Raw genomic sequence first — 22,234 nt, 5'->3', positions numbered from 1 at the left:
GGCAACCTCGCAGCATGGCCGGCATGACAACGACAACGACCAGAACCCTCACCGTGCACCACGACGGCGTCACGATCCCGGTGTCCCGTGGCGGCCGGGGGCGGCCGCTGGTCCTCTGCCCCGGGCTCAGCTCCACCCAGGCCGACCTGGGCGAGCTGACCGAACTGCTGCGCCGCGACCACCACGTGGTGACCTTCGACCTGCGCGGCCACGGCCTCGCCTCGGCCGCCGACCGGTACACCTTCGACGCGTTCCTGGGCGACCTCGGCGCGGTGCTCGGGGAGCTCACGCTCCCCGAGGCGCCCGTGCTCGTCGGCTATTCGCTGGGCGCCGACCTGGCCGTGCACCACGCCGCCGCCCACCCCGACGCCGTCGCCGGACTCGTCCTCGTCGACGGGGCGAACCCGCTGCCCGAGCCGTTCCTCGCCGACGTCGACCTGGCCTGGTTCCGCGAGTTGGCGGGGGAGCAGGCGACCGGGCCGCTCACCGCCGAGGAGATCTTCGACCTGGGCGTCGAGATCGACGTCGTCAGGGCCGGAATCCTCGACCGGTACCTGGGGATCGACGGCCCGATCACCATGATCATGTCGGCCGCGATCGCCGGCGCCAGCGACGAGGGGCGGGCGCCCCGGCACAACCGGCTCTGGCGCGCCGGCGTCGAACGCCTCGTCGCCGCGCGGCCGGACATCGCCGCGCACTGGCTCGACGCCGACCACCGGCTGGCCTTCACCCACGCCCCGGAGATCGCCCGGATCGTCCGGAGCGTGACGCGGTGCTGACCATCGGCGAGCTGGCGGCGCGGGCCGGGGTGACGGTGCGCGCCGTGCGGCACTACCACGCCACGGGGCTGCTGCCGGAGCCGGCGCGGGACCGCTCCGGCTACCGGCGGTACGGCGCCGACGCCGTGGTCGAGCTGATCAGGATCCGGACCCTCGCCGAGGCCGGGGTGCCGCTGGCGCGGGTGCGGGAGCTGCTCCGGGCCGACGCGGTGGAGTTCGCGGCGGCGGTCGGTGAGATCGACGCGCGGCTGCGGGCCGAGATCCGGGAGCGGCGCCGGCACCGTGAGCGGATCGCCCGCCTCACCGCCGGCGACGGCCTGGCGCTGCCGCCGGAGGTGGTCTCGCTCCTCGACCGGCTGCGCGCGCTCGGCGTCGACGAGCGGCTGGTCCGCGTCGAACGCGACGGCTGGATACCGCTGGCCGCCGCGCACCCGCCCGAGCGGATCAGGGAGTGGGCGGCGCGCAAGCGGGAACAGCTCGCCGACCCGCGGCTCGCCGACTTCTACCGGACCCTGGGCGCGGCCCTCGACCACGCCGACGACGACCCCCGGCTGGTCGAGCTGGCCGACCAACTGGCCGCCTACCTCACGCGGCTGGCCGAGGAGCGGGGCGAGGCGTACGTCGCCGACAACGACGTCGAGCCGCCGTTCGCCCGGCTGATGGACGCGCTGGCGTTCGACGCGGCGCCGCCGGCCCGCCGCCTGGTCGAGCTGCTGCGGCGGCGCGGCTGGACCGGCTGGACCCGGCTGGAGCGCGTGACGCCGGCACGGGCCGGGTGCGATGCTGAGGCCGTGTTGGACGATTACGCGGAACAGGTCGTCAGGCAGACGGAGTTGCTGCGGGAGGCGGTGCGCGGCGGCGACGTGCGGGCGCGCGTGCCCAGCTGCCCCGAGTGGAACCTGGGGCAGTTGGTGCGGCACGTCGGCGGCACCCACCGGTGGGCGGCGGAGAGCGTGCGCGCCCGGGGTGCCGAGGTGTCGGACGACCTGGTCGAGGACGTCGGCACGGGCGTCGACGAGGACCTGGCCGCGCTGGACGGCTGGCTGGCCGAGGGCGCCGCGCGGCTGGCCGACGCGCTGCGCGAGGCCGGCCCCGACGCCCCGGCGTGGACGCCGGCCGAGGGCGAGTCGACGGCGCGGTTCTGGGGCCGCCGGATGACGTTCGAGACCGTGCTGCACCGCTGCGACGCGGCCCTCGCCACCGGCCGGCCGTTCGCCGTCGAGGCCGCCGTCGCGGCCGACGGGCTCGACGAGTGGATGACGTTCGCCGGGGTCTCCGAGGCATACCAGCCACGCCCCGACCTGCCCCCGCTGCTCGGCCCCGGGCGCGCTTTGCTTTTCCAAGCAACCGATGTGGACCGTACCTGGCGAGTGGACCTCACCGGCGACCGCCCCACCTGGACCCGGGCATCGGACCCGGCGGCCGTCACCGTGCGCGGCCCGCTCACCGAACTCCTGCTCACCGTCTACCGCCGCCCCACCCCCACCACCGAGACCACGGGCGACGCGGCACTGCTCGACCTCTGGCTGACCCGCACCGGCTTCTGGCTGGAGGCGGAGGACGAGTCCTGAATCAGCCCCTGACAGTCGTCGCGCCCGCGAATACGGTGCAGGAACTTACTGGCGCGTCAACTTTGAGGGAGAAGACGTGGTGCGAGCTCGCTTCTACCGGCCCGCCGTGGTGCTCGCCGCGCTGGGGGCCGTGCTGACGGCGGCGCCCGGCGCCGGGGCCGTGGACGAGGGGGACGACGGGTGGTCGCGGTCCTTCTACTGGGGGGTGGCGACCTCCGGCTACCAGGTCGAGGGGGACGCCCCGGACAGCAACTGGCAGCGGTGGGTCGAGGAGAACGCCGGCAGTGACGGCGTCGACCCGTACCGGGACGCGGTGGACTTCCGGCACCGGTACGCCGAGGACATCCAACTCGCCGCCGACATGGGCGTGAACACCTTCCGGTTCGGCGTGGAGTGGGCGCGGGTGCAGCCCGCGCCCGGCGTGTGGGACGAGGCGGAGCTGGCGTACTACGACGACGTCGTCGCGCACGTCCTCGACGCCGGCATGACGCCGATGATCACGCTCAACCACTTCACCGAGCCGGGCTGGGTGACCGACCAGGGGAGCTGGGCGGCGGCGGAGACCGTCGACGACTTCCTCGCCTACGGCGAGCGGATCGTCGAGCGGTACCAGGACACCGGCGCGCTGTGGGTGACGTTCAACGAGCCGCTGGTGCTGCTCAGCCACGAGATGACCGTGGGCGCGCTGGAGTGGTGGGAGCTGCCCGCCGCCAGGGCCAACGTCGTCGACGCGCACCGGCGGGCGTACGACCTGATCCACGCGGTCGACGAGGACGCCAAGGTCACCAGCAACCAGGCGTTCATCAGCGGCTTCAACGGCGCGACCGACCTGCTCTTCCTCGAACAGTTCGCGGACAAGCTCGACTTCATCGGGATCGACTACTACTACGGCCTCAGCCTGGACAACCTCTCGGTGATCGCCGCCGCCTCCGGCGCGTTCTGGGACGTCAGGCTCCAGCCGGAGGGCATCTACTACGCGCTGCGCGCCTACCACCGCCGCTTCCCCGACCTGCCGCTGTTCATCGTCGAGAACGGCATGCCCACCAACAACGGCGCGCTGCGCGACCCGGAGATCACCCGGGCCGACAACCTCAACGACACCATCTACTGGGTGCAGCGCGCCAAGGCCGACGGCATGAACGTCATCGGCTACAACTACTGGTCCCTGACGGACAACTACGAGTGGGGCACCTACCGGGCGCGGTTCGGCCTCTACACGGTCGACGTGCTGGACGACCCGACGCTGGAGCGCCGGCCGACGGACGCGGTCGCCGCGTACACGGCGCTCACCGCCAACGGCGGCGTGCCGGCGGGGTACGAGCTGGCGCAGCGGCCCGGCCTCTGCAACCTGGTGGACAGCCTGGCGAGTTGCCTGGATCCGGCCAGGGAGGACGGGCCGCTGGCGCCGTTGGAGTAGCCGGGCCCGGATCAGCGGGTGACCACGTCCAGGTAGTTGCGGTCGATGTTGATGGAGACGCCGCCGTAGGTCTCGGTCGCGCCGCCGCGGAACTGGTGGATGCGCTGGCGCTGGTTCCAGTAGTTGTCGGGGATGTAGGAGCCGCCGTCGGTGTCGGCGACGTTGTTCCACCACGCGAACCAGATGTGGTCGACGCGGAGTTCGGCCGGGGTGTTCGGCACGGCCGCCACCAGGTCGGCGATGCCGGAGGCGGCGCTGGAGTACACGCCGGACAGGTAGCCGCGGTCGTGCAGGGCCTGGGTCCAGCCCTGGACGTAGTTGAGGACGGCGGTGGTGCAGGAGCCGCCGCGGGTGTACGCCTCGATGTCGCTGTAGATCGCGCTGCCGGCCGGGATGCCGAGGTTCTGGGCGGCGGTGACGGCGCTCGCCGCGGCCGTCGAGCCCTGGGAGCGTGCCGTGGCGGGGTCGGTCGACATCCGGCTGGCGTAGTTGGTGCACGGCGCCTGGCGGCCCACGTCGATGGGCATCAGGTGCCAGCCGTCGGCCGTGGTGTTGGTGACCCAGCTGGCGGTCAGGTTCGGCTGCGAGCAGGCGCGCAGGCCGCCGCTGATGTAGACGCCCACCGCCTGGTACGGGGAGCTGTCGCGCCACGTGTTCATCGCGGAGAGCGAGGGCGCGGCGCACGCGTCGAAGCCGCGTCCCGTGTAGGTGCCGGGCTGCGGCCCCGCGGCGGCCAGCGGGGCGGCCGAGTCCTTGGCGGGTGCGGGCACCGGCGCCGGCTCGGCGTCGGCGGTGACCCGGGCGGTGGCCAGGACGTCCCGCACGAGCTCCGCCTCGCCGGCCGCCGGGCCGTGGGCGGCCGAGACCAGCAGACCGGCCTCGGGCACCGGCACCCGGACGGTGCCGTCGGCCGTCGCCCGCACCGCGTCCGCCGTCAGCGGCTCGATGACGAGGCCGGTGGTGCGGCCGACCAGGTGGGACGGGCAGTCCTGCTGCTCGCCCGGCGTGCCCAGGTAGACGGCGGGGCGGTCGAAGCGGACGCAGGTCGTGGGGTCCTGCGCGAGGTCGAACACCGGCCAGTCGGCGGGCACGTCGATCTCGTAACCGCGGTAGTCGACCGTCCGTTCGTCCGCGGCCTGGGCGGCGGGAGCCGCGTTGAGGGCCGCTAACAGGGTCACGCCGGCGAGGGCGGAGACCGTGGCACGTCGCATGGATCCTCCAGTGGAGAAACGTGGGGGGAATGTGCCTGCTGTTGCAGTGGTGTCGCTTGGCGGAAGATATTGTCATGAGCATCACCTGTGGAGGAAGTAGTCGTCAGCGATTCGCCCCTGTGTGAGTTCGGGCACGTTTCCGGCGCGTTTCCGTGTGTGCACGGGGCGCGGTGGGCAGGGGCGTCGCTGAGCGGGCGGACATCGTGGTCAGCTCGATAGAATTCGTCCGGCCGTGGTCGTTTTTCGGCCACGGGAGAACGAGAGAAACGAGAGGCGAGCACCCGTGGGCCTTGTCGTGCAGAAGTACGGTGGCTCCTCCGTCGCCGATGCCGAGGGCATCAAGCGCGTCGCCAAGCGTGTGGTCGAGGCGAAAAAGAACGGTCACCAGGTGGTCGTGGTCGTGTCCGCGATGGGCGACACGACGGACGAGCTCATCGACCTCGCGGGCCAGGTGTCACCGGTGGCCCAGGGCCGCGAGCTGGACATGCTGCTCACCTCGGGCGAGCGCATCTCCATGGCGCTGCTCGCCATGGCCATCAAGGCGCTCGGCCACGAGGCGCAGTCCTTCACCGGCAGCCAGGCCGGGGTCATCACCGACTCCGTGCACAACAAGGCGCGCATCATCGACGTCACGCCGGGCCGCATCCAGAGCTCGGTCGACGCGGGCAACATCGCGATCGTCGCCGGCTTCCAGGGCGTCTCGCAGAGCAGCAAGGACATCACCACCCTCGGGCGCGGCGGCTCCGACACCACCGCCGTGGCGCTGGCCGCCGCCCTCCAGGCCGAGGTGTGCGAGATCTACACCGACGTCGACGGCGTCTTCACCGCCGACCCGCGCGTGGTGAAGAAGGCCCGCAAGATCGACTGGATCTCGTTCGAGGACATGCTGGAGCTGGCGAGCTCCGGCTCCAAGGTCCTGCTGCACCGCTGCGTCGAGTACGCCCGCCGCTACAACATCCCGATCCACGTCAGGTCGTCCTTCTCCGGACTGCCCGGCACCTGGGTCAGCACCGCACCGCTTGGAGGTCAACCGATGGAGCAGGCGATCATCTCGGGTGTTGCCCACGACACCTCCGAGGCGAAGATCACGGTCGTCGGCGTGCCGGACAAGCCGGGCGAGGCGGCGACCATCTTCCGGGCCATCGCGGACGCCGAGGTCAACATCGACATGGTCGTGCAGAACGTGTCGGCCGCCTCGACCGGCCTCACCGACATCTCCTTCACGCTGCCGAAGGACGAGGGCCGCAAGGCCATCGAGGCGCTGGAGCGGCGCCGCGACCTCATCGGCTTCGACGCGCTCCGGTACGACGACCAGATCGCCAAGATCTCGCTCGTCGGCGCCGGCATGAAGACCAACCCCGGCGTCACGGCCACCTTCTTCGAGGCGCTCTCCAACGCGGGCGTGAACATCGAGCTGATCTCCACCTCCGAGATCCGGATCTCGGTCGTGACCCGCGAGGACGACGTCAAGTCGGCGGTCCGCGCCGTGCACACGGCCTTCGGCCTGGACAGCGAGTCGGACGAGGCCGTGGTCTACGGCGGAACCGGGCGATGAGGGGATAGCGGGGTTATCAGTGTGGAATCCGGCCGAGGCTGGCCAGATGTGAAGCTCCCGTGACCAAGTCGTAGGGCTGGATGGCTTGCTCCAGGCCGAGCCCACAGGAGACCATTTCAACTCCCCGTACCGCGAGCGCAACCGACGGCGGTGCGGGGAGCGTCTTTTGGCTGCCCTCCGCCGGGGCCCAAGAGGCTCTTCGGGCAGGGCATTCCGGGCAGGTGGTCGATGTGGGGGCGAAACCGTCGATACGTCGCCCATGCCGAGCCACGTACAACCTTCGCGGGGGAGAACGTGTCCAACTGGCGTGGCAGAGGTCCTGGATTTCACGGCAGCGCCCCCGCGACGTCTCCCGCGACCAGGATCGTCGCGTGGGGGCGGGAAGCGGCACGGAGGCATGCCGGTGATCGCGCCGGCGGGCGTCAGCACGCCCGACAGCCCCGCCGCTGAGGCCGCGGGCGACGCGATGGCCGAAGGCACCACCATCGACTACCTCACCGAGACCTACCGGGCGCACTACCGCTCGCTGCTCGGCCTCGCGGCGCTGCTCCTCGACGACACGGCCTCCTGCGAGGACGTCGTCCAGGAGGCCTTCATCCGCGTGCACTCGGCACGCGGCCGGGTCCGGGACCCGGAGAAGACGCTCGCCTACCTGCGGCAGACCGTCGTCAACCTCTCCCGCTCCACGCTGCGGCGCCGCATCCTCGGGCTCAAGCTGCTCTCCAAGCCGCTGCCGAACATGGCGAGCGCCGAGGAGGGCGCCTACGAGCAGCTGGAGCGGGCCGACCTCATCAAGGCGATGCGGGGCCTCCAGCGGCGGCAGCGCGAGGTGTTGGTGCTGCGGTACTTCGCGGACATGACGGAGGCCGAGGTCGCCAGGACGCTCGGCATCTCGGCCGGCTCCGTCAAGGCGTACGGCTCCCGCGGCATCGCCGCGCTGCGGATCGCCATGGAGGCGGCCCGATGAGCGTCGGCCCTGCCGGACCGAACGGCTCGAAGGCACCCGAGCCCGCGCGGCGCGAGGCCGGTGAGGGGCCCCGACACGACATCGACGGCCCCGCGCTGCCCGCCGAAGGCGGGAACGAGACCGCCTCACACCGGCCGGAGGCCGGCGACGGCGTCCCGGCTGCGCCGGTTGCCGAGGGCGCGTCGCGCCGGTTGCGGTCCGCTGCCGCCGGCGAACCGGATGCGCCGGGTGCGGCTGGCGCCGCGGGCGGTTCGCCGGCCGATACGGACGCCGAAGACGCGCCCTCCGGACCGGCGTCCGGCGATGGTCGCCCGGCCGCGCCGGTAGCCGTGTCCGGCTTCGCCGGCGAGGCGGACGCCGAAGGCGGGCCGCCCCGGCCGGCGGTGGCTGGTCCTGCCGGGCCGAACGGCTCGAAGGAACCCGAGCCGACGCGGCGCGAGGCCGCTGACGAGCCGCGACACGACACCGACACCCCGGCCAACGGGCCCGCGCCCGCCGAAGGCGAGAGCGCTTCGCACCGGCCGCGGTCGGCTGGAGCCGCCTCGGCTGCCGCCGGCGGTCCGGCGTCGCCGGTGGACGTGTCCGGCTTCGCCGGTGATGGCGACGCGTTGGCGGACGGCCCGGAGGGCCGGTGGGGGGAGGCCGTCGCCGGTGACGGCGGCTCCGGTGAGGCTGAGATCAGGGCGTTGTTTCGGGACGTGGTCGGCACGTTGGAGCCTTCCCGTGGTGCGTTGGCGCAGTTGCGGGAGGCCGTGCCGATGCGGCGGCGTCGGCGGCGGCGGTTGTGGTTGGGCGCGGCGGCGTCCGTCGCGTTGTTGGGGGTCGGCGCGCCCGTCGTGATGTCCGCCGCCGAGCATGTGCGCGGCGGCGGTGGCGGGGCCACGCTGGACGCCGGCGCGGAGCGCACGGCCGGCGGGGAGCCCGAGGGCCGTGGCGACGCCGGCGGAGCCGACTCGCATCCGGCGGGCGGCGACAGCGAGGCGCCCGGGCGGCCCGGCGAGGACGCCGAGAACGGCGGGCAGCCGCTGGACGGCGACGCGGACGACGGGCACGCCACCACCAGGGACGGCTCCGAGATGGGCCTCACCTCGCCGACCTGCGCCCGCACCCAGCTCGGGCAGGCGCGGACCAGCACGGAGTCGCCCGACGCCGAGGGCCGGGTCTACGGCACGATCCGGCTGGTCAACGTCTCGGACTCGCCGTGTCGCGTCACCGGGAACGGCGAGTTGGCCGCGTTGCCGGTCGGCATGGCGTCGACCGACGGGATCCAGGTCGTCGACCGGACCGAGGGCGACCGGGCCGAGCGGCTGCCCACCCCCGACGAGACGTACGAGGAGCTGGTGCTGCCGCCGGGCGAGGCGTACGAGGTGCGGTTCGCCTGGGTGCCGAGCGGCCAGGCCGTCGACAGTTGCGCCGTGGCCGCCGAGCCCGTCGAGGGCGGCGCGGAGGGGCCCTCGCCCAACGGGGGCCGGAGCGAGTCGGCCGCCGACGAGCCGACCGCCACCAGCGGGGCGGGCTCCGAGAGCGACAGCGGCGGCGACACCGGCACCACGACCGGCGGCGAGACGACGAGCGGCGGCGACACCGGCACCACGACCGGCGGCGACACCGGCGGCGGCGAGTCGCCCGACACCGGCACCGACAGCGGCGCGACGACCGACACCGGCGGCGGCGAGTCGCCCGGCACCGCGACCGGCGGCGACACCGGCCCCACCACGGACGGCGTGGTGCTGCGGTACACCCCGGCCGCCGGACAGCCGGAGGCGGCGCAGATCCTGCTCGAGGGCTCCTGCTCGGGAACGATCTACCGCACGGGTGTGCTCCAGGCCCCGGCCGAATAGGACCCGACGCCCGGGAAGTACCGTTGGGGCGTGTACCGGTTCCTGCTGACGCCGCGCTGGTTGGCGATCAACGTCTTCGTGCTGCTGGCGATCCCGGTGTGCCTGGTCGCCGGCATGTGGCAGCTCGGCCGCTTCGAGGACCAGGTCGACAACCACCGGGAGCAGCAGGAGCGGGTCGAGCGCGGCCCGGGCGATCCCGTGCCGCTCGCCGAGCTGCTGCCGTTGACCACCGACACGGTCGGCGAGCAGGCCGAGGTGCGCGGCAGCTACGACCTCGACAACCAACTCCTCGTGCCGGACCGCACGGTGGACGGCGAGCGCGGCTTCTACGTGCTGACCATGCTGCGGCCGGCCGACGGCGGCGCCGCCGTGCCCGTGGTGCGCGGCTGGCTGCCGGGCGACGCCGACCCCGCCGCCGTGCCCGCGCCGCCGGCCGGCGAGGTGACCGTGGCCGGCGCGGTGCAGGCCGCCGAGTCGCCCAGCGAGGTGGACGGGCCGACCGACGGGCTGCCGGCCGGGCAGCTCGGCGTGATCAGCGCCGCCTCGTTGATCAACCTGCTGCCGTACGAGGTCGGCGACCCGTGGATCACCGTCACGGACGCCGCCGCGCCCATGTCGCCGGTGCCGGCCGTCGCGCCGAGCGGCACCGGGCTCGACATGGACGCGTTCCAGAACCTGGGCTACACCGCCGAGTGGTTCGTCTTCGCCGCCTTCGTCGTCTTCATGTGGTTCCGCCTCGTGCGGCGCGAGGTGGAGACCAGGCGCGACGCCGAACTCGGCCTGGTCGACGTCGAGCCCGAGGTCACTCCGCGGCGGGCAGGTGTTCCCGCGCGAACCGGATCTCCTGCGCCACCTGCTTGATCCGCTCCTCCACCACCAGCGAGCCGTGCCCGGCGTCGTACCGGTACACCTGGTGGGTCGCGCCGCGCGCCGCGAGCCGCTCCACGTAGTTGTCGATCTGCCGGATCGGGCAGCGCGGGTCGTTGACGCCGGCCGAGATATAGACGGGCGCCCGCACGTCGTCGACGTAGGTGATCGGTGACGAGGCCGCCCAGCGCTCCGGCTGCTCCTCGGGCGTGCCGCCGAGCAGCGTGCGGTCCATCGCCTTCAGCGCCTCCATCTCGTCGTGGTAGGCGGTGACGTAGTCGGCGACCGGCACGGCCGCTACGCCCACCGCCCACGCCTCGGGCTGGGTGCCGAGGCCGAGCAGCGTCAGGTAGCCGCCCCAGGAGCCGCCGGTGAGCACCAGGCGCGCCGGGTCGGCCAGGCCCTCGGCCACGCACCACTCGCGGACGGCGGCGATGTCCTCCAGCTCGATCAGACCGACCCGGTGCTTGAGCGCGTCGGTCCACTCGCGGCCGTAGCCCGTGGAGCCGCGGTAGTTGACGCGGACGACCGCGAAGCCGTGGTCGAGCCAGGCGGCCGGACCGGCGGCGAAGGAGTCGCTGTCGTGCCAGGTCGGGCCGCCGTGGATGTCGAACACCGTCGGGTAGGGCGCCTGGCCGGTGGCGGGGCGCTGGATCAGCGCGTGCACCGTGCCGCCGGGGCCCTCCACCCAGGCGTCGGTGACGGGCAGCGAGGCGGGCGGCCGAATGCCGGGCGGCTCCAGCACCGTCGCGCCGCTGGTGGAGCGGATCCGCGGCGGCTCGGCGGCCGAGGACCACAGGTACTCGGTGGAGCCGTCGGGGCGCGCGGTGGCGCCCGAGATGGTGCCGGCCGGGGTCTCCACGCGCCGCTTCTCGGCCCGCGCCAGGTCGTAGGACCACAGCTCGGAGCGCGCCTGGTGGCTGTGCTCGACCAGCAGCGCGCTGGCGTCCGGGTACCACTGGGCGTCGACGTCGCCCGGCAGGTCGAGCTCCGGCTCGGTGAACTCGCCGGTCAGCGGGTTCCAGATGGCCGGCTCCCAACGGCCGCGCCGCTGGTGGCCGATGAGCAGCCGCGGGTCGCCGTCGACGGGCGCGAAGCCGAGGACGGTCAGGCCGAGCTCCTTCGTGCCGCCCTCGGTGTCGTCGAGCTCGGCGACCCGGGTGCCGTCGAGGCGGACGACGCGGATCGCGGAGTGCATCGCGTCGCCGTGCTCGGTGTGCTCGATGGCCAGCAGCGTGCCGTCGTGCGAGAGGTCGCCGACCCCGCCGGACTGGCGGTGCCGGTAGATCTCCACGGGCTCGCCGCCCTCGGGGGCGTCGGGCCGCGCGACATGGATGGTGGTGCCGACCTCCTCGGTCATCCGGCCGACGACGACCGTGCCGTCCCGGCCGAGGGCCAGGCCGGCCGAGTAGCCGGGGTCGAGCCCGGGGACGGCCGGCTCGTCGGGGCCGCCGCCGAACGGCTGCCGCTGCCAGACGCCGAACTCGTCCCCGTCGGTGTCCGCGAACCACCAGATCCACGCGCCGTCCGGGGTGAGCGTGCCGTGCACCGTGCCGTTGGGACGGTCGGTGGCCTGGCGCTGCTTCCCGCTCTCCCGGTCCCAGGCGTACAGCTCGAAGGTGCCGGTGGCGTTGGAGACGAACAGCGACCGCGCGGGTGCCTCGTGGGCCCACTGCGGCAGGCTCACGCGGGGCGCGCGGAACCGCTTCTCCCAGTCCGGCCGGTCGGGCGTCTCGTCGGGCTTCACGTCGTCGGTCATGGCTCAGTTCTACCCGAACCCCGGCGGGGACGGCCCGGCCCTTTTCCGCCGGGGCCTTCGCCGCCGTGGGCGCTCAGCCCTCCGGCGCCAGCTCCACCTGGATCTCGACCTCGACGGGCGCGTCGAGCGGCAGCACCGCCACGCCCACCGCGCTGCGCGCGTGCTGGCCGCGCTCGCCGAAGACCTGCCCGAGCAGTTCGCTGGCGCCGTTGACCACCTGCGGCTGGCCGGTGAAGTCGGGCGCCGAGGCGACGAAGCCGAGCACCTTGACGACGCGGGCCACCCGGTCCAGGTCGCCGGCCACGGACTTCACGGCGGCCAGCGCGTTGAGCGCGCAGACGGCCGCCAGCTCCTTGGCCCGCTCCGGGCTGACCTCGGCGCCGACCTTGCCGGCCGCCGGCAGCGCGCCGTCGACGAGCGGCACCTGGCCCGAGGTGTACACGTAGGGGCCGGTCACCACGGCCGGCACATAGGCGGCGACCGGCGGCACCAGCGGCGGCAGCTGAAGGCCGAGCTCGGCCAGCCGCCGCTCGACGGCGCTCACGCCGCGCCGCCCTTGGGGCGCTTGAGGTAGGCGACCAGCTGTTCCGGGTTGGGGCCCGGGACGACCTGCACCAACTCCCAGCCGTCCTCGCCCCAGTTGTCGAGGATCTGCTTGGTCGCGTGCACCAGCAGCGGCACGGTGACGTATTCCCACTTGGTCATGCGGCTCACTCTAACCAGCCGGCACGGGCGTCACGTCCGCCCCCGGCTCCAGGCCCGAGACGAACGCCGCGCGGAAGGCCGCGTCGAAGGCCGCGTCGAAGGCCTCAGCGCCCAGGGCGGCGCGGGCCGCCGCCGTCACGCGGTCCACGTCCCCGCGCTCGGCGGGCGCGAGCGGCGCGCGCACGGACTCGCGCGCCGCGGCGGCCGTGCCGAGCAGCTCCGCCGCCCCGCGCGGCTCGCCGGCCGCCGCGTGGGCCCCCGCCAGGCCCTCCAAGGCCAGCGCCACGGCCCGTGGATCGCCCAGCCGCCGCGCCTCGGCCAGGCCGGCCAGGTGGCGCTCCCGCGCCGTCGCGTGGTCGCCGCGCAGCTCCGCGACGAAGCCGAGCTCGGCGAGCACCAGGGCGAGCGCCGGGCCGTAGTCCGCCGCCCGGTACCAGTCGAGCAGGCCGGTCAGCCGCTCCTCGGCGGCGGCCAACTCGCCGGCCCGGCGGGCGCCGAGCGCCAGGCCGAGCTCGGCGGCGGCCCGGCCCTGCCGGAAGCCGAGCTCGGTGGCGAGCGCCAGGGCCCGCGCGTGGTGGGCCTCGGCGGCCGCCAGGGCCCGCGCGTGGTGGGCCTCGGCGGCCGCCAGGTCACCGGTGAGCAGGGCGATCCGGCCGAGGCCGCTGAGCCGGTGCACGGCCGCCGTCCACAGCCCCGCCTCCTCGGCGGCGCGCAGCCCCTCGGCGTGCAGCGCGGCGGCCCGCGCGTGGTCCCCGGCGATCTCGGCCAGCGCGGCGAGCGGGAAGACGGTGCCGGAGCGGCCCCAGCCGTCCCCGAGGTCGCGGAAGACCGCGTCCGCCCACTCCGCGTGCCGCCGGGCCGCCGCGAGCTCGCCCCGGGCCAGCGCGTGCCGGGCCAGCACCCCGCGTGCCGCGGCCTCGCCCCACCGGTCGCCGAGCGCCGCGAAGTCGGCGGCGGCCAGCCCGGCCAGCCGCTCGCCGTCGGCCACCGCCGCGGTGCCGAGCCCGGCGTGGGCGAGGAACCAGCGGGCCGTGGCGAGGTCCTCCGGGGCACCGGCGTCGGCCAGGGTCCGCAGCGTCGCCCCGATCGCGGGCGCCGCCGGGTCCGCGGGCTCGCCCTGGAGCAGCGCGAGGCCGTGCGCCCAGGCCCGGGCCAGTGCCGCCGCCGCGTCCTGGGGATCCGCGCCGGCGGCGGCCCTGCCGAGCGCCCGGCGGGCCTCGCCGAGCCGGCCGCGCAGCACCCAGTACCAGGCGAGCGCGTTCACCAGCCGCAGCGCCTCGCCCGAGGTGGCCAGGTCGATCGCCCGCCGCAGGTTGCCGGCCTCGGCGTCGAGCGCGGCCAGCCACCGCCGCTGCTCCCGGCCGCGCAGCGCCGGCGCCGCCAGCTCGGCGAACTCCCGGTGGTGGCGGACGTACCGGTCGCGCGCCGCCGGCTCCTCGCCGGCCGCCCGCAGCCGTTCCGCGCCGTACGCGCGCACGGACTCCAGCAGTCGGTACCGCGGCCCCTCCCGGCGGTCGTCGAGCACCACGAGGGACCGGTCCACGAGCCGGCCCAACACGTCGAGCACGGCGGCCGGCCGCACGCCGTCCCCGCCGCAGACCGCGGCCGCGGCCGCCGCGGTGGCGCCGTCCGCCACCACCGAGAGCCGGCGCAGCACCGCGCGTTCGGCGTCGCCCAGCGGCTCCCAGCTCCAGTCGAGCACCGCGCGCAGCGTGCGCTGCCGCGGCGGGGCGCCGCGAGGGCCGCCGGTCAGCACCGCGAACCGGTCGTCGAGCCTGGCCACCAGGCCGTGCAGGCCCAGCGTCCTGGCCCGGGACGCGGCCAGTTCGAGGGCGAGCGGCAGCCCGTCGAGGCGGCGGCAGATCACCGCCACGGCCCGGGCCGCCTCCGGGTCGAGCCGGCCGGCGCCGAGTCCTGGCGTGCCGGCCGCCCGGGCCAGGAAGAGCCGGGCCGCGCTCGACGCCGCGACGGCGGCCGGCCAGTCGGCCGCCTCGGCGGGCGGTAGGGCCAGCGGCTCGACGCGCCACAGCCGCTCGCCGGCGACGGACAGCGGCTCGCGGCTGGTGGCCAGGACCGTGAGCCCCGGCACGGCCCGCAGCAGCCCCTCGGCCAGGGCGGCGGCGTCGGCCGTCAGGTGCTCGCAGTTGTCGAGCACCAGCAGCGGGCGCCGGCCGCGCAGCGCGGCGGCGAGCCGGGCGACGCCGGCGTCCGCGCCGGGGCCCGCGGCGTCGGAGAGGCCGAGCGCGGCGAGCAGCGTCTCGGTCAGCGCGCACAGCGCCTCGTCGCCGCAGCCGGCCGGCTCGGTGCCGGCCAGCTCGACCAGGTGGACGCCGTCGGGGTAGGCGTCGGAGTCCTGGAGGTCGCGCGCCACCTCCAGGGCGAGCCGCGACTTGCCGACCCCGCCGGGGCCGAGGAGCGTGACGAGCCGGCCGTCGCGGCCGGCGAGCAGCGCGGACAGGCCGGCCACGTCGTCCTCCCGGCCGATCAACGGCGCGATGGGGGCCGGCAGTACGGCGGGCCGCCCGGCCGGCGCGGGGCGCGCCGCGGGGCCGCGCAGGATCTCCCGCTGGAGGGCGACCAGTTCGGGGCCGGGTTCGAGGCCGAGTTCGGTGGCGAGCGCGCGGCGCAGCTCGGCGTAGCCGGCCAGCGCCTCGCCGCGCCGGCCGGCGCGGTGCAGGGCCCGCAGCTGCAGGGCGCGCAGCCGCTCGCGCAGCGGGTGCCGCGCCACGAGGTCGGCCAACTCGGCGGTCAGCGTCAGGTGTTCGCCGAGTTCCAGGCGGGCCTCGGCCGACTCCTCCCGGGCGGCGAGGCGTTGCTCGGCCAGCCGGTCGGCGGCGGCCCTGGCGAAGGGCTCGTCGGCGTACTCGGCGAACGGCTCGCCCCGCCACAAGCCCAGCGCCTCGGCCAGCAGTTCGGCCCGCTCCCGGGGGCCGGCCGCGCCGCGCGCCGCGGCGGTGAGCTCGGCGAAGCGGCCGGCGTCGGTGTCGTGCGGCGGGCTGAGGTCGAGCGCGTAGCCGGCGGGGCCGAACGTCAGCAGCCGACGGCCGCCGGGCTCGGCGCGGTCGAGCGCCTGGCGCAGCCGCGAGACCCGGCCCTGCAGGGCGTTGGCGGGGTGGCGCGGCGGGTGGGCGCCCCACAGGCTCTGCACCAGGCGGTCCCCGGAGACCGGCTGCCCGGGCCGCACCAGCAGCCGGGCGAGCAGGGCGCGTGCCCCGGGCTCGGGCAACCGCACCGGCGTGCCGTCCGGCGCCCACAGGGCCAGCGGGCCGAGGACCCCGAATCGCATCCGGACACGATAACGCCGGCCGCCGGGCGCCCGGGCGCGCAGCACGGCGTACTCGTTGAGGAAGACGCCGGGCACGCGCGGGGCGTCGAAGGACGCCTTAGTTCGACGCTCATCGTGCAACTGGCGCGGGCTCCGACAGCGTTCCGACAGCCACCCGACAGCCGGTACCCGCACCGTGGGGCACGACACCGACCCCCACCACCGAAGGAGCGCGTCCCATGAGCGGCACCACCCCGACCCAGGCCCCGACCCCGGTCACCGTCATCGGCCTCGGCAACCTCGGCCGGGCCCTGGCCGAGGCGCTGGTCGACCGCGGCCACCCCACCACCGTCTGGAACCGCACGCCCGGCCGGGCCGACGCCCTGGTGGCGCGCGGCGCGCGCCGCGCCGAGACGGTCGCCGAGGCGGTCGCCGCCAGCCCGCTGGTCGTCGTCTGCGTGCTCGACTACCCGGCCGCCACCACCGTCCTCGCCCCCGCCGCCGGCGCGCTCGCCGGCCGGACCCTCGTCAACATCACCTCGGGCACCCCGGAACCGGTGCGGGAGCTGGCCGCCTGGGCCACCGGGCACGGCGCCCACTACCTGGACGGCGCCGTCTACGCCGTGCCCCAGACCATCGGCACCCCCGAGGCGTTCGTCCTCTACAGCGGCTCACGCGCCGCCTTCGACACCGCCCGCGAGACCCTCGACCCCACCCTGGGCGCCGGCCTGTTCGCCGGCACCGACCCGACGCTCGCCTCCGTCCAGGACATGGCCGTGCTCGCCGCCATGTACGGCATGTTCGCCGGCTTCTTCCACGGCGTCGCCCTCGCCGGGACCGCCGGCATCAGCGGCGCCGAGATCACCGGACCGATGACCCGCTGGCTCACCTCGGCCGTCGCCACCCTCCCCCAGTTCGCCCGCGAGATCGACACCGCCGACTACGACGCGACCGAGACCTCCACCATCGACATCAACCGCGCCGGCCTGGGCGCCATCCTCACCGCCGGCCGGCCGCGCGGCGTCGACGACCGGCTGCTCGCGCCGCTGCTCGACCTCTTCGAACGGCAGGCCGCCGAGGGGCACGGCAGCGCGAGCCTCGCCCGCGCCATCGAGTCGTTCGTCGTCGCTTAGGCTCGCCGATGTGACATCGGTGCGCAGACTCCATGTGGTCAGCGGCAAGGGCGGCACCGGCAAGACCACCGTCGCCGCCGCCCTCGCGCTCGCCCTGGCCGAGGAGGGGCGGCGGACCCTGCTGGTCGAGGTCGAGGGCCGGCAGGGCATCGCCCAGCTCTTCGAGACCGAGGCGCTGCCCTACGAGGAACGGCGGATCGCCATCGGCCCCGGCGGCGGCGAGGTGTTCGCGCTCGCCATCGACGCCGAGCGGGCGCTGCTCGACTACCTGCAGATGTTCTACAAGCTCGGCGGCGCCGGGCGCGCCCTCCGCCGCATCGGCGCCATCGACTTCGTGACGACCGTGGCGCCCGGCCTGCGGGACGTGCTGCTCACCGGCAAGGTCTGCGAGGCGGTCCGGCGGCGCTCCCCGGACGGCGGCTGGGCCTACGACGCCGTCGTGATGGACGCGCCGCCGACCGGGCGCGTCACCCGCTTCCTCGCCGTCAACGACGAGGTGGCGGGCCTCGCCAGGACCGGGCCGATCCACCACCAGGCGCAGGCCGTGATGCGGGTGCTGAAGTCGGCCGAGACGGCGGTGCACCTGGTGACGCTGCTGGAGGAGATGCCGGTCCAGGAGACGGCCGACGGGGTGGCCGAACTCCGCGCGGCCGACCTCCCGGTGGGCGGCGCGGTGGTCAACATGGTCCGCGCCCCGGTCGCCGGCGCCGCCACGGCCCTCCCCGAACCGGCCGCCCTCACCGCCGCGTTGACCGACGCCGGCCTGAAGGACCCGAGCACGCTGACCGGCCCGCTCCTGACCCAGGGCCGCGAACACGCCACCCGCCGCTCCCTCGAAGCCGCCCAACGCGCCGAACTCGCCCGCCTCGACCTCCCCGTCCGCGAACTCCCCCTCCTCCCCGACGGCGTCGACATCGCCGGCCTCTACCGGCTGGCCCGCCTCCTCCGCGCCCAGGACTGGTGACCATGTCGCTCACCCCACCCCCCACGCCGCCCGGGACCTCCACCGCCCGGGAGACCATGCCGCTGGAGATCGACCCGCTGCTCGACGACCCCGGCACCCGCATCGTCGTCTGCTGCGGCTCCGGCGGGGTCGGGAAGACGACGACCGCCGCCGCCCTCGCCGTGCGCGCCGCCGAGCGCGGCCGGCGCGTCGTCGTGCTGACCATCGACCCGGCGCGGCGGCTCGCCCAGTCCATGGGCCTCACCGAGCTGGACAACGTGCCACGCCCCGTCCCCGGGATCGACACGTCGGCCGGCGGCGAACTGTTCGCGATGATGCTCGACATGAAGCGGACCTTCGACGAGATAGTCGAGGCGCACGCCGACCCCGCCCGCGCCCGGGCGATCCTCGACAACCCCTTCTACCAGTCGCTCTCCGCGGGATTCGCCGGCACCCAGGAGTACATGGCGATGGAGAAGCTCGGGCAGCTCTCGGCCCGCGGCGAGTGGGACCTGATCGTCGTGGACACCCCGCCCAGCCGCTCCGCGCTCGACTTCCTCGACGCCCCGCAGCGCCTCGGCTCGTTCCTCGACGGCCGGTTCATCCGGGTGCTGATGGCCCCGGCCAAGGCCGGCGGCCGGGCCGGCCGCAAGGTGATGAGCCTCGGCATGGCCGGCCTGTCCCTCGTCACCGGCACGCTCGGCAAGGTGCTCGGCACCGCCCTGCTGCGCGACGTGCAGACCTTCGTGGCCGCCATGGACACCATGTTCGGCGGCTTCCGCACCCGCGCCGACGCCACCTACCAGCTGCTCCAGGCGCCCGGCACCGCCTTCCTCGTCGTCGCCGCGCCCGAGCGGGACGCGCTGCGCGAGGCCGCCTACTTCGTGGAGCGGCTCGCCACCGAGCGGATGCCGCTCGCCGGCCTCGTCCTCAACCGCGTGCACACCTCGGACGCCGCCCACCTCTCCGCGGAACGCGCCGTCGCCGCCGCCGAGGTCCTGGAGACGTCCGACACCGAGGACGGCGCCCGCGCCGCCGGACTGCTGCGCGTGCACGCGGAACGCATGCGCCAGTTGACCCGCGAGGCCCGCACCATGGCCCGGTTCACCGCCGTGCACCCCAGGGTGCCGGTCGTCGAGGTGCCCGCGCTCTCGGAGGACGTGCACGACCTCGCCGGGCTGCGCGCCATCGGCGACCGCCTCGGCCAGACCGACGGCGCCGAGCCGTCCCTCAGCTGACCCGCGCCCACCCCTCACCCCGCTCGCCCGCGCCCCGCTCGCCCGCGCCCCGCTCGCCCGCGCCCCGCTCGTACTCGCTGCGCGCCGACTCCAGCAGCCGCCGCCAGGACGTCACCGTCGGCCGCCGCCGCAGCAACGCCCGCCGCTCCCGCTCCGTCATGCCGCCCCAGACGCCGAACTCCACCCGGTTGTCCAACGCGTCGGCCAGGCACTCGGTCCGCACCGGGCAGCCGTTGCACACCGCCTTGGCCCGGTTCTGCGCCGCGCCCTGGACGAACAGCTCGTCGGGGTCCGCCTTGCGGCAGGCCGCCCGCGCGGTCCAACCGCCGCGCCCGTCACGCATCTCGCCCCGCTCACTCCGGTCGGTAGCCAGACTCATGCGGAGGACGTTACGTAAGCCGCGGCGACCGCCAACACCCCCACCAGGCCAACGTTGGATGGCCCATTCCGACTACCCCACACCCAAGTTCACTCGAAAGAGTGCGGGGCGGAGCGCCAGGAAGCGGACGGCTTTCGGCCAGCCTAGGGGAACGCCGGCTCCCGAGTCCGGTGTTCGAGACCGTAGGCTTGCGCCATGGGTAGCAAGCGGCCGGGCGGCGGGCAGAACGCCGCGGGGCAGATCGCCAGGTTCCTCGGGGTGAGCGCGGTGTCCGGCGCGGTTCTCGCCGGCCTCGCGCTGCCGGCGGTGGGCGCGCTCGGCCTCGCGGCGCGCGGCACCATGGAGGGTTTCGACGAGATCCCCGCCGAGATGGAGCGCCCCCCGCTCAGCCAGACGTCCACCATCCTGGACGCCGAGGGCAACCAGATCGCCGAGGTCTCCTTCCGTAACCGCACCGTCGTCGACCTCGACGCGATGGGCATCGTGCCGCAGGCCGTGGTCGCCATCGAGGACGCCCGCTTCTACGAGCACGGCGCCGTCGACCTGCAGGGCATCATCCGCGCGCTGACCACCAACCTCGGCTCGGGCTCCGTGGAGCAGGGCGCCTCCACCCTCACCCAGCAGTACGTGAAGAACGTCTTCGTCGAGGCCGCGGGCGACGACCAGGAGGCGATCGCCGAGGCCACCCAGCAGACCGGCGCCGCCGGCCTCGGCCGCAAGATCCAGGAGATCAAGTACGCGATCCAGCTCGAACAGGAGCTCACCAAGGACGAGATCCTGGAGAACTACCTGAACATCACGTACTTCGGTCAGCAGGCGTACGGCATCCAGGCCGCCGCCGAGCGGTACTTCTCCAAGCCGGCCGCCGACCTCGAACTCCACGAGGCCGCCATGCTGGCCGGCCTGGTCCAGTCCCCGTCCCGCTACGACCCGACGGTCAACCCCGAGACGGCCCTGGACCGGCGCAACGTCGTCCTCCAGCGCATGGTGGACAACGACGCGATCACCCAGGAGGAGGCCGACGCGGCCGCCGAGCAGGACCTCGGCCTCGACGTCAGCGAACCGCGCACCGGCTGCACCACCGCCGTCGACGACTCCGGCTTCTTCTGCGACTACGTGCGCCAGGAGATCCTGAACAACCCGGTCTTCGGCGAGACCGAGGACGACCGCATGGCCCTCTGGCGCCTCGGCGGCCTCACCATCCAGACCACCCTCGACCCCCAGGCCCAGGCCGCCGCCGCGGCGGCCGCCCGCGAGGGCGCCGACGAGACCGACCCGATCGTCGCCTCCGTCGTCCAGGTCGAGCCCGGCACCGGCCGCATCCTCTCCATGGCGCAGAGCAAGCCGTACGGCGTCGACGCCACGCAGAACCAGACGGCGATCAACCTCAACGTCCCGGCCGCCATGGGCGGTCCGGCCAACGGCTTCCAGACCGGCTCCACCTTCAAGCCGTTCACGGCCGCCGCGGCGCTGGAGAACGGCATCTCGCCCGCCCAGACCTACGAGACCGACAACCAGGTCATCCTCGATCAGTCGGAGTTCCGGGACTGCGAGAACCGCCCGACCGGCACCGGTGAGTGGGAGGTCAACAACGAGCGCGAGGACGAGCAGGGCGAGTGGGACATGACCTCCGCGCTCGGTGAGTCGATCAACACCTACTTCGCCCTCCTCGAGCAGCAGGCCGGCCTGTGCGACACCATCCAGATGGCCGGTGACCTGGGCGTCAGGCTCGGCAACGGCGACCCGATCCCCGCAGACGCCGCGGCCACCCTCGGCGCCCACGAGACCAGCCCGCTGATGATGGCCAACGCCTACGCGACGTTCGCCAACCGCGGCACCTACTGCACCCCCGTCGCGATCACCTCGGTGACCAACGCGGAGGGCGAGGAGCTCGACGTCCCCGAGTCCGAGTGCTCCCCGGTGATGTCCGCGAACACCGCCGACACCATCAACGAGATGCTCGGCGGCGTGCTGGAGGACGGCACCGGCCAGGCGGTCGGCCTCACCGACCGCGACAACGCCGGCAAGACCGGTACCACCGACGAGCGGCAGAACGTGTGGTTCGTCGGCTACACCCCGGACATCTCCACCGCGGTCCGGGTCGGCGGCCTCAACGAACTGATCTCGATGGAGGACATCACCATCGGCGGCCAGTACTACGAGCGCGCCAGCGGCGCCGGCGTGGCCGGCCCGATCTGGCGCAGCGCGATGGTCGGCGCGCTGCAGGGCGTCCCGAACAACCAGTTCAACGAGGTCGACGTCCCCCGAGCCCGCGACCGCGAGCGTGACCGCGACCGCGACGAGGACGAGGACCGGGACAACGACAACGGCGACAACGGCGGCGGCAACGGCAACGGCGGCGGGGGCAACGACTCCGGCGACGTCGGCATCCCCGACATCCCGGACTTCCCCGACATCGAGTGGCCCGACACCTGGGGCAACGGCAACGGAGGCGGCCGAGGCCGCGACTGACCCACAGCCGGACGAGGTGAGGAGGCCCAGGGGTGCAACATGCTCTGGGCCTCACTCGTGTCCGCCCTCGCCTTGGCAGGAGATGGTCCTGGCCGCTCACGGCCCGGCTCCTGCTCGGGCTCACCGCCGGGG

General features: G+C 74.7%; 17 protein-coding genes and 1 pseudogene. 12 read left to right on the top strand and 6 right to left on the bottom strand.

Annotation, left to right across the window (positions count from 1 at the left end; translation table 11 throughout):
• Nucleotides 1-23 precede the first annotated feature (23 nt).
• The 4 genes and pseudogenes from RNC47_RS06550 (at nt 24) to RNC47_RS06535 (ending at nt 3,767) form a co-directional block, all read left to right on the top strand.
• Complete coding sequence (locus tag RNC47_RS06550) at nt 24-779, top strand: alpha/beta fold hydrolase (protein ID WP_311596357.1); 756 nt, start codon at nt 24-26, stop codon at nt 777-779.
• Nucleotides 773-1,543: pseudogene (locus RNC47_RS06545) on the top strand (MerR family transcriptional regulator); the annotation flags it as partial. The gene RNC47_RS06550 and the pseudogene RNC47_RS06545, both read left to right, overlap by 7 nt.
• Nucleotides 1,535-2,350, top strand: coding sequence for a maleylpyruvate isomerase family mycothiol-dependent enzyme (locus RNC47_RS06540; RefSeq protein ID WP_311596661.1), 816 nt, complete (start codon nt 1,535-1,537; stop codon nt 2,348-2,350). The pseudogene RNC47_RS06545 and the gene RNC47_RS06540, both read left to right, overlap by 9 nt.
• Nucleotides 2,351-2,426: 76 nt before the next feature.
• On the top strand, nt 2,427-3,767 hold the full coding sequence (locus RNC47_RS06535) for a glycoside hydrolase family 1 protein (RefSeq protein ID WP_311596355.1): 1,341 nt from the start codon (nt 2,427-2,429) through the stop codon (nt 3,765-3,767).
• 11 nt (nt 3,768-3,778) lie between these two features.
• On the opposite strand, the gene RNC47_RS06530 is transcribed toward RNC47_RS06535, so the two are convergent.
• Nucleotides 3,779-4,978: a DUF1906 domain-containing protein gene (locus tag RNC47_RS06530; protein ID WP_311596353.1), complete on the bottom strand. Its 1,200-nt coding sequence runs from the start codon at nt 4,976-4,978 to the stop codon at nt 3,779-3,781.
• Nucleotides 4,979-5,261: 283 nt separating this feature from the next.
• Between RNC47_RS06530 and RNC47_RS06525 the strand changes: the two genes are divergently transcribed.
• From RNC47_RS06525 to RNC47_RS06510, 4 genes are all read left to right on the top strand, one after another.
• Nucleotides 5,262-6,533 carry an aspartate kinase gene (locus RNC47_RS06525; RefSeq protein WP_311596351.1) on the top strand — a complete coding sequence of 424 codons (1,272 nt, stop codon included), beginning with the start codon at nt 5,262-5,264 and terminating at the stop codon, nt 6,531-6,533.
• A gap of 307 nt (nt 6,534-6,840) precedes the next feature.
• Nucleotides 6,841-7,500, top strand: coding sequence for a SigE family RNA polymerase sigma factor (locus RNC47_RS06520; protein ID WP_311596350.1), 660 nt, complete (start codon nt 6,841-6,843; stop codon nt 7,498-7,500).
• A 572-nt stretch (nt 7,501-8,072) separates the two neighbouring features.
• On the top strand, nt 8,073-9,341 hold the full coding sequence (locus RNC47_RS06515) for a hypothetical protein (RefSeq protein ID WP_311596349.1): 1,269 nt from the start codon (nt 8,073-8,075) through the stop codon (nt 9,339-9,341).
• A 30-nt stretch (nt 9,342-9,371) separates the two neighbouring features.
• The gene (locus tag RNC47_RS06510; RefSeq protein WP_311596347.1) at nt 9,372-10,202 is read left to right on the top strand and encodes an SURF1 family protein; all 831 of its coding nucleotides are present in this window, start codon (nt 9,372-9,374) and stop codon (nt 10,200-10,202) included.
• On the opposite strand, the gene RNC47_RS06505 is transcribed toward RNC47_RS06510, so the two are convergent.
• The 4 genes from RNC47_RS06505 to RNC47_RS06490 all read right to left on the bottom strand — a co-directional run bounded on the left by RNC47_RS06505 (nt 10,144) and on the right by RNC47_RS06490 (nt 16,078).
• A complete protein-coding gene (locus RNC47_RS06505; RefSeq protein WP_311596345.1) occupies nt 10,144-11,967 on the bottom strand; it encodes a S9 family peptidase in 1,824 nt (607 codons plus the stop codon). The two genes, RNC47_RS06510 and RNC47_RS06505, sit on opposite strands and share 59 nt — an antisense overlap.
• Nucleotides 11,968-12,040: 73 nt before the next feature.
• Entirely contained in the window at nt 12,041-12,511 is a 471-nt protein-coding gene (locus tag RNC47_RS06500; protein ID WP_311596344.1) for a RidA family protein, read from the bottom strand.
• Nucleotides 12,508-12,672, bottom strand: coding sequence for a DUF4177 domain-containing protein (locus tag RNC47_RS06495; protein WP_311596343.1), 165 nt, complete (start codon nt 12,670-12,672; stop codon nt 12,508-12,510). Before RNC47_RS06495 ends, RNC47_RS06500 begins: the two co-directional genes overlap by 4 nt.
• 10 nt (nt 12,673-12,682) lie before the next feature.
• Nucleotides 12,683-16,078: a BTAD domain-containing putative transcriptional regulator gene (locus RNC47_RS06490; RefSeq protein ID WP_311596341.1), complete on the bottom strand. Its 3,396-nt coding sequence runs from the start codon at nt 16,076-16,078 to the stop codon at nt 12,683-12,685.
• A gap of 98 nt (nt 16,079-16,176) precedes the next feature.
• Between RNC47_RS06490 and RNC47_RS06485 the strand changes: the two genes are divergently transcribed.
• The 3 genes from RNC47_RS06485 to RNC47_RS06475 are packed head-to-tail and all read left to right on the top strand — an operon-like array spanning nt 16,177 to nt 19,251.
• Nucleotides 16,177-17,070: an NAD(P)-dependent oxidoreductase gene (locus RNC47_RS06485; protein WP_311596340.1), complete on the top strand. Its 894-nt coding sequence runs from the start codon at nt 16,177-16,179 to the stop codon at nt 17,068-17,070.
• Between the two features lie 19 nt (nt 17,071-17,089).
• Nucleotides 17,090-18,034: an ArsA family ATPase gene (locus RNC47_RS06480; protein WP_311596338.1), complete on the top strand. Its 945-nt coding sequence runs from the start codon at nt 17,090-17,092 to the stop codon at nt 18,032-18,034.
• 2 nt (nt 18,035-18,036) lie between these two features.
• Nucleotides 18,037-19,251 (top strand): ArsA family ATPase, encoded by a 1,215-nt coding sequence (locus RNC47_RS06475; protein WP_311596336.1) that lies wholly within the window; start codon nt 18,037-18,039, stop codon nt 19,249-19,251.
• On the opposite strand, the gene RNC47_RS06470 is transcribed toward RNC47_RS06475, so the two are convergent.
• A complete protein-coding gene (locus RNC47_RS06470) occupies nt 19,244-19,594 on the bottom strand; it encodes a WhiB family transcriptional regulator (RefSeq protein ID WP_311596659.1) in 351 nt (116 codons plus the stop codon). The genes RNC47_RS06475 and RNC47_RS06470 overlap by 8 nt on opposite strands.
• 231 nt (nt 19,595-19,825) lie before the next feature.
• Between RNC47_RS06470 and RNC47_RS06465 the strand changes: the two genes are divergently transcribed.
• Complete coding sequence (locus RNC47_RS06465; protein WP_311596334.1) at nt 19,826-22,102, top strand: transglycosylase domain-containing protein; 2,277 nt, start codon at nt 19,826-19,828, stop codon at nt 22,100-22,102.
• Nucleotides 22,103-22,234 lie beyond the last annotated feature (132 nt).

The sequence above is a fragment of the Streptomyces millisiae genome (genome assembly GCF_031845425.1).
GTDB lineage: Bacteria > Actinomycetota > Actinomycetes > Streptomycetales > Streptomycetaceae > Streptomyces > Streptomyces millisiae.
The sequence above is the reverse complement of the archived record's forward strand: the minus strand, read 5'-3'. Positions and strand labels throughout refer to the sequence as shown.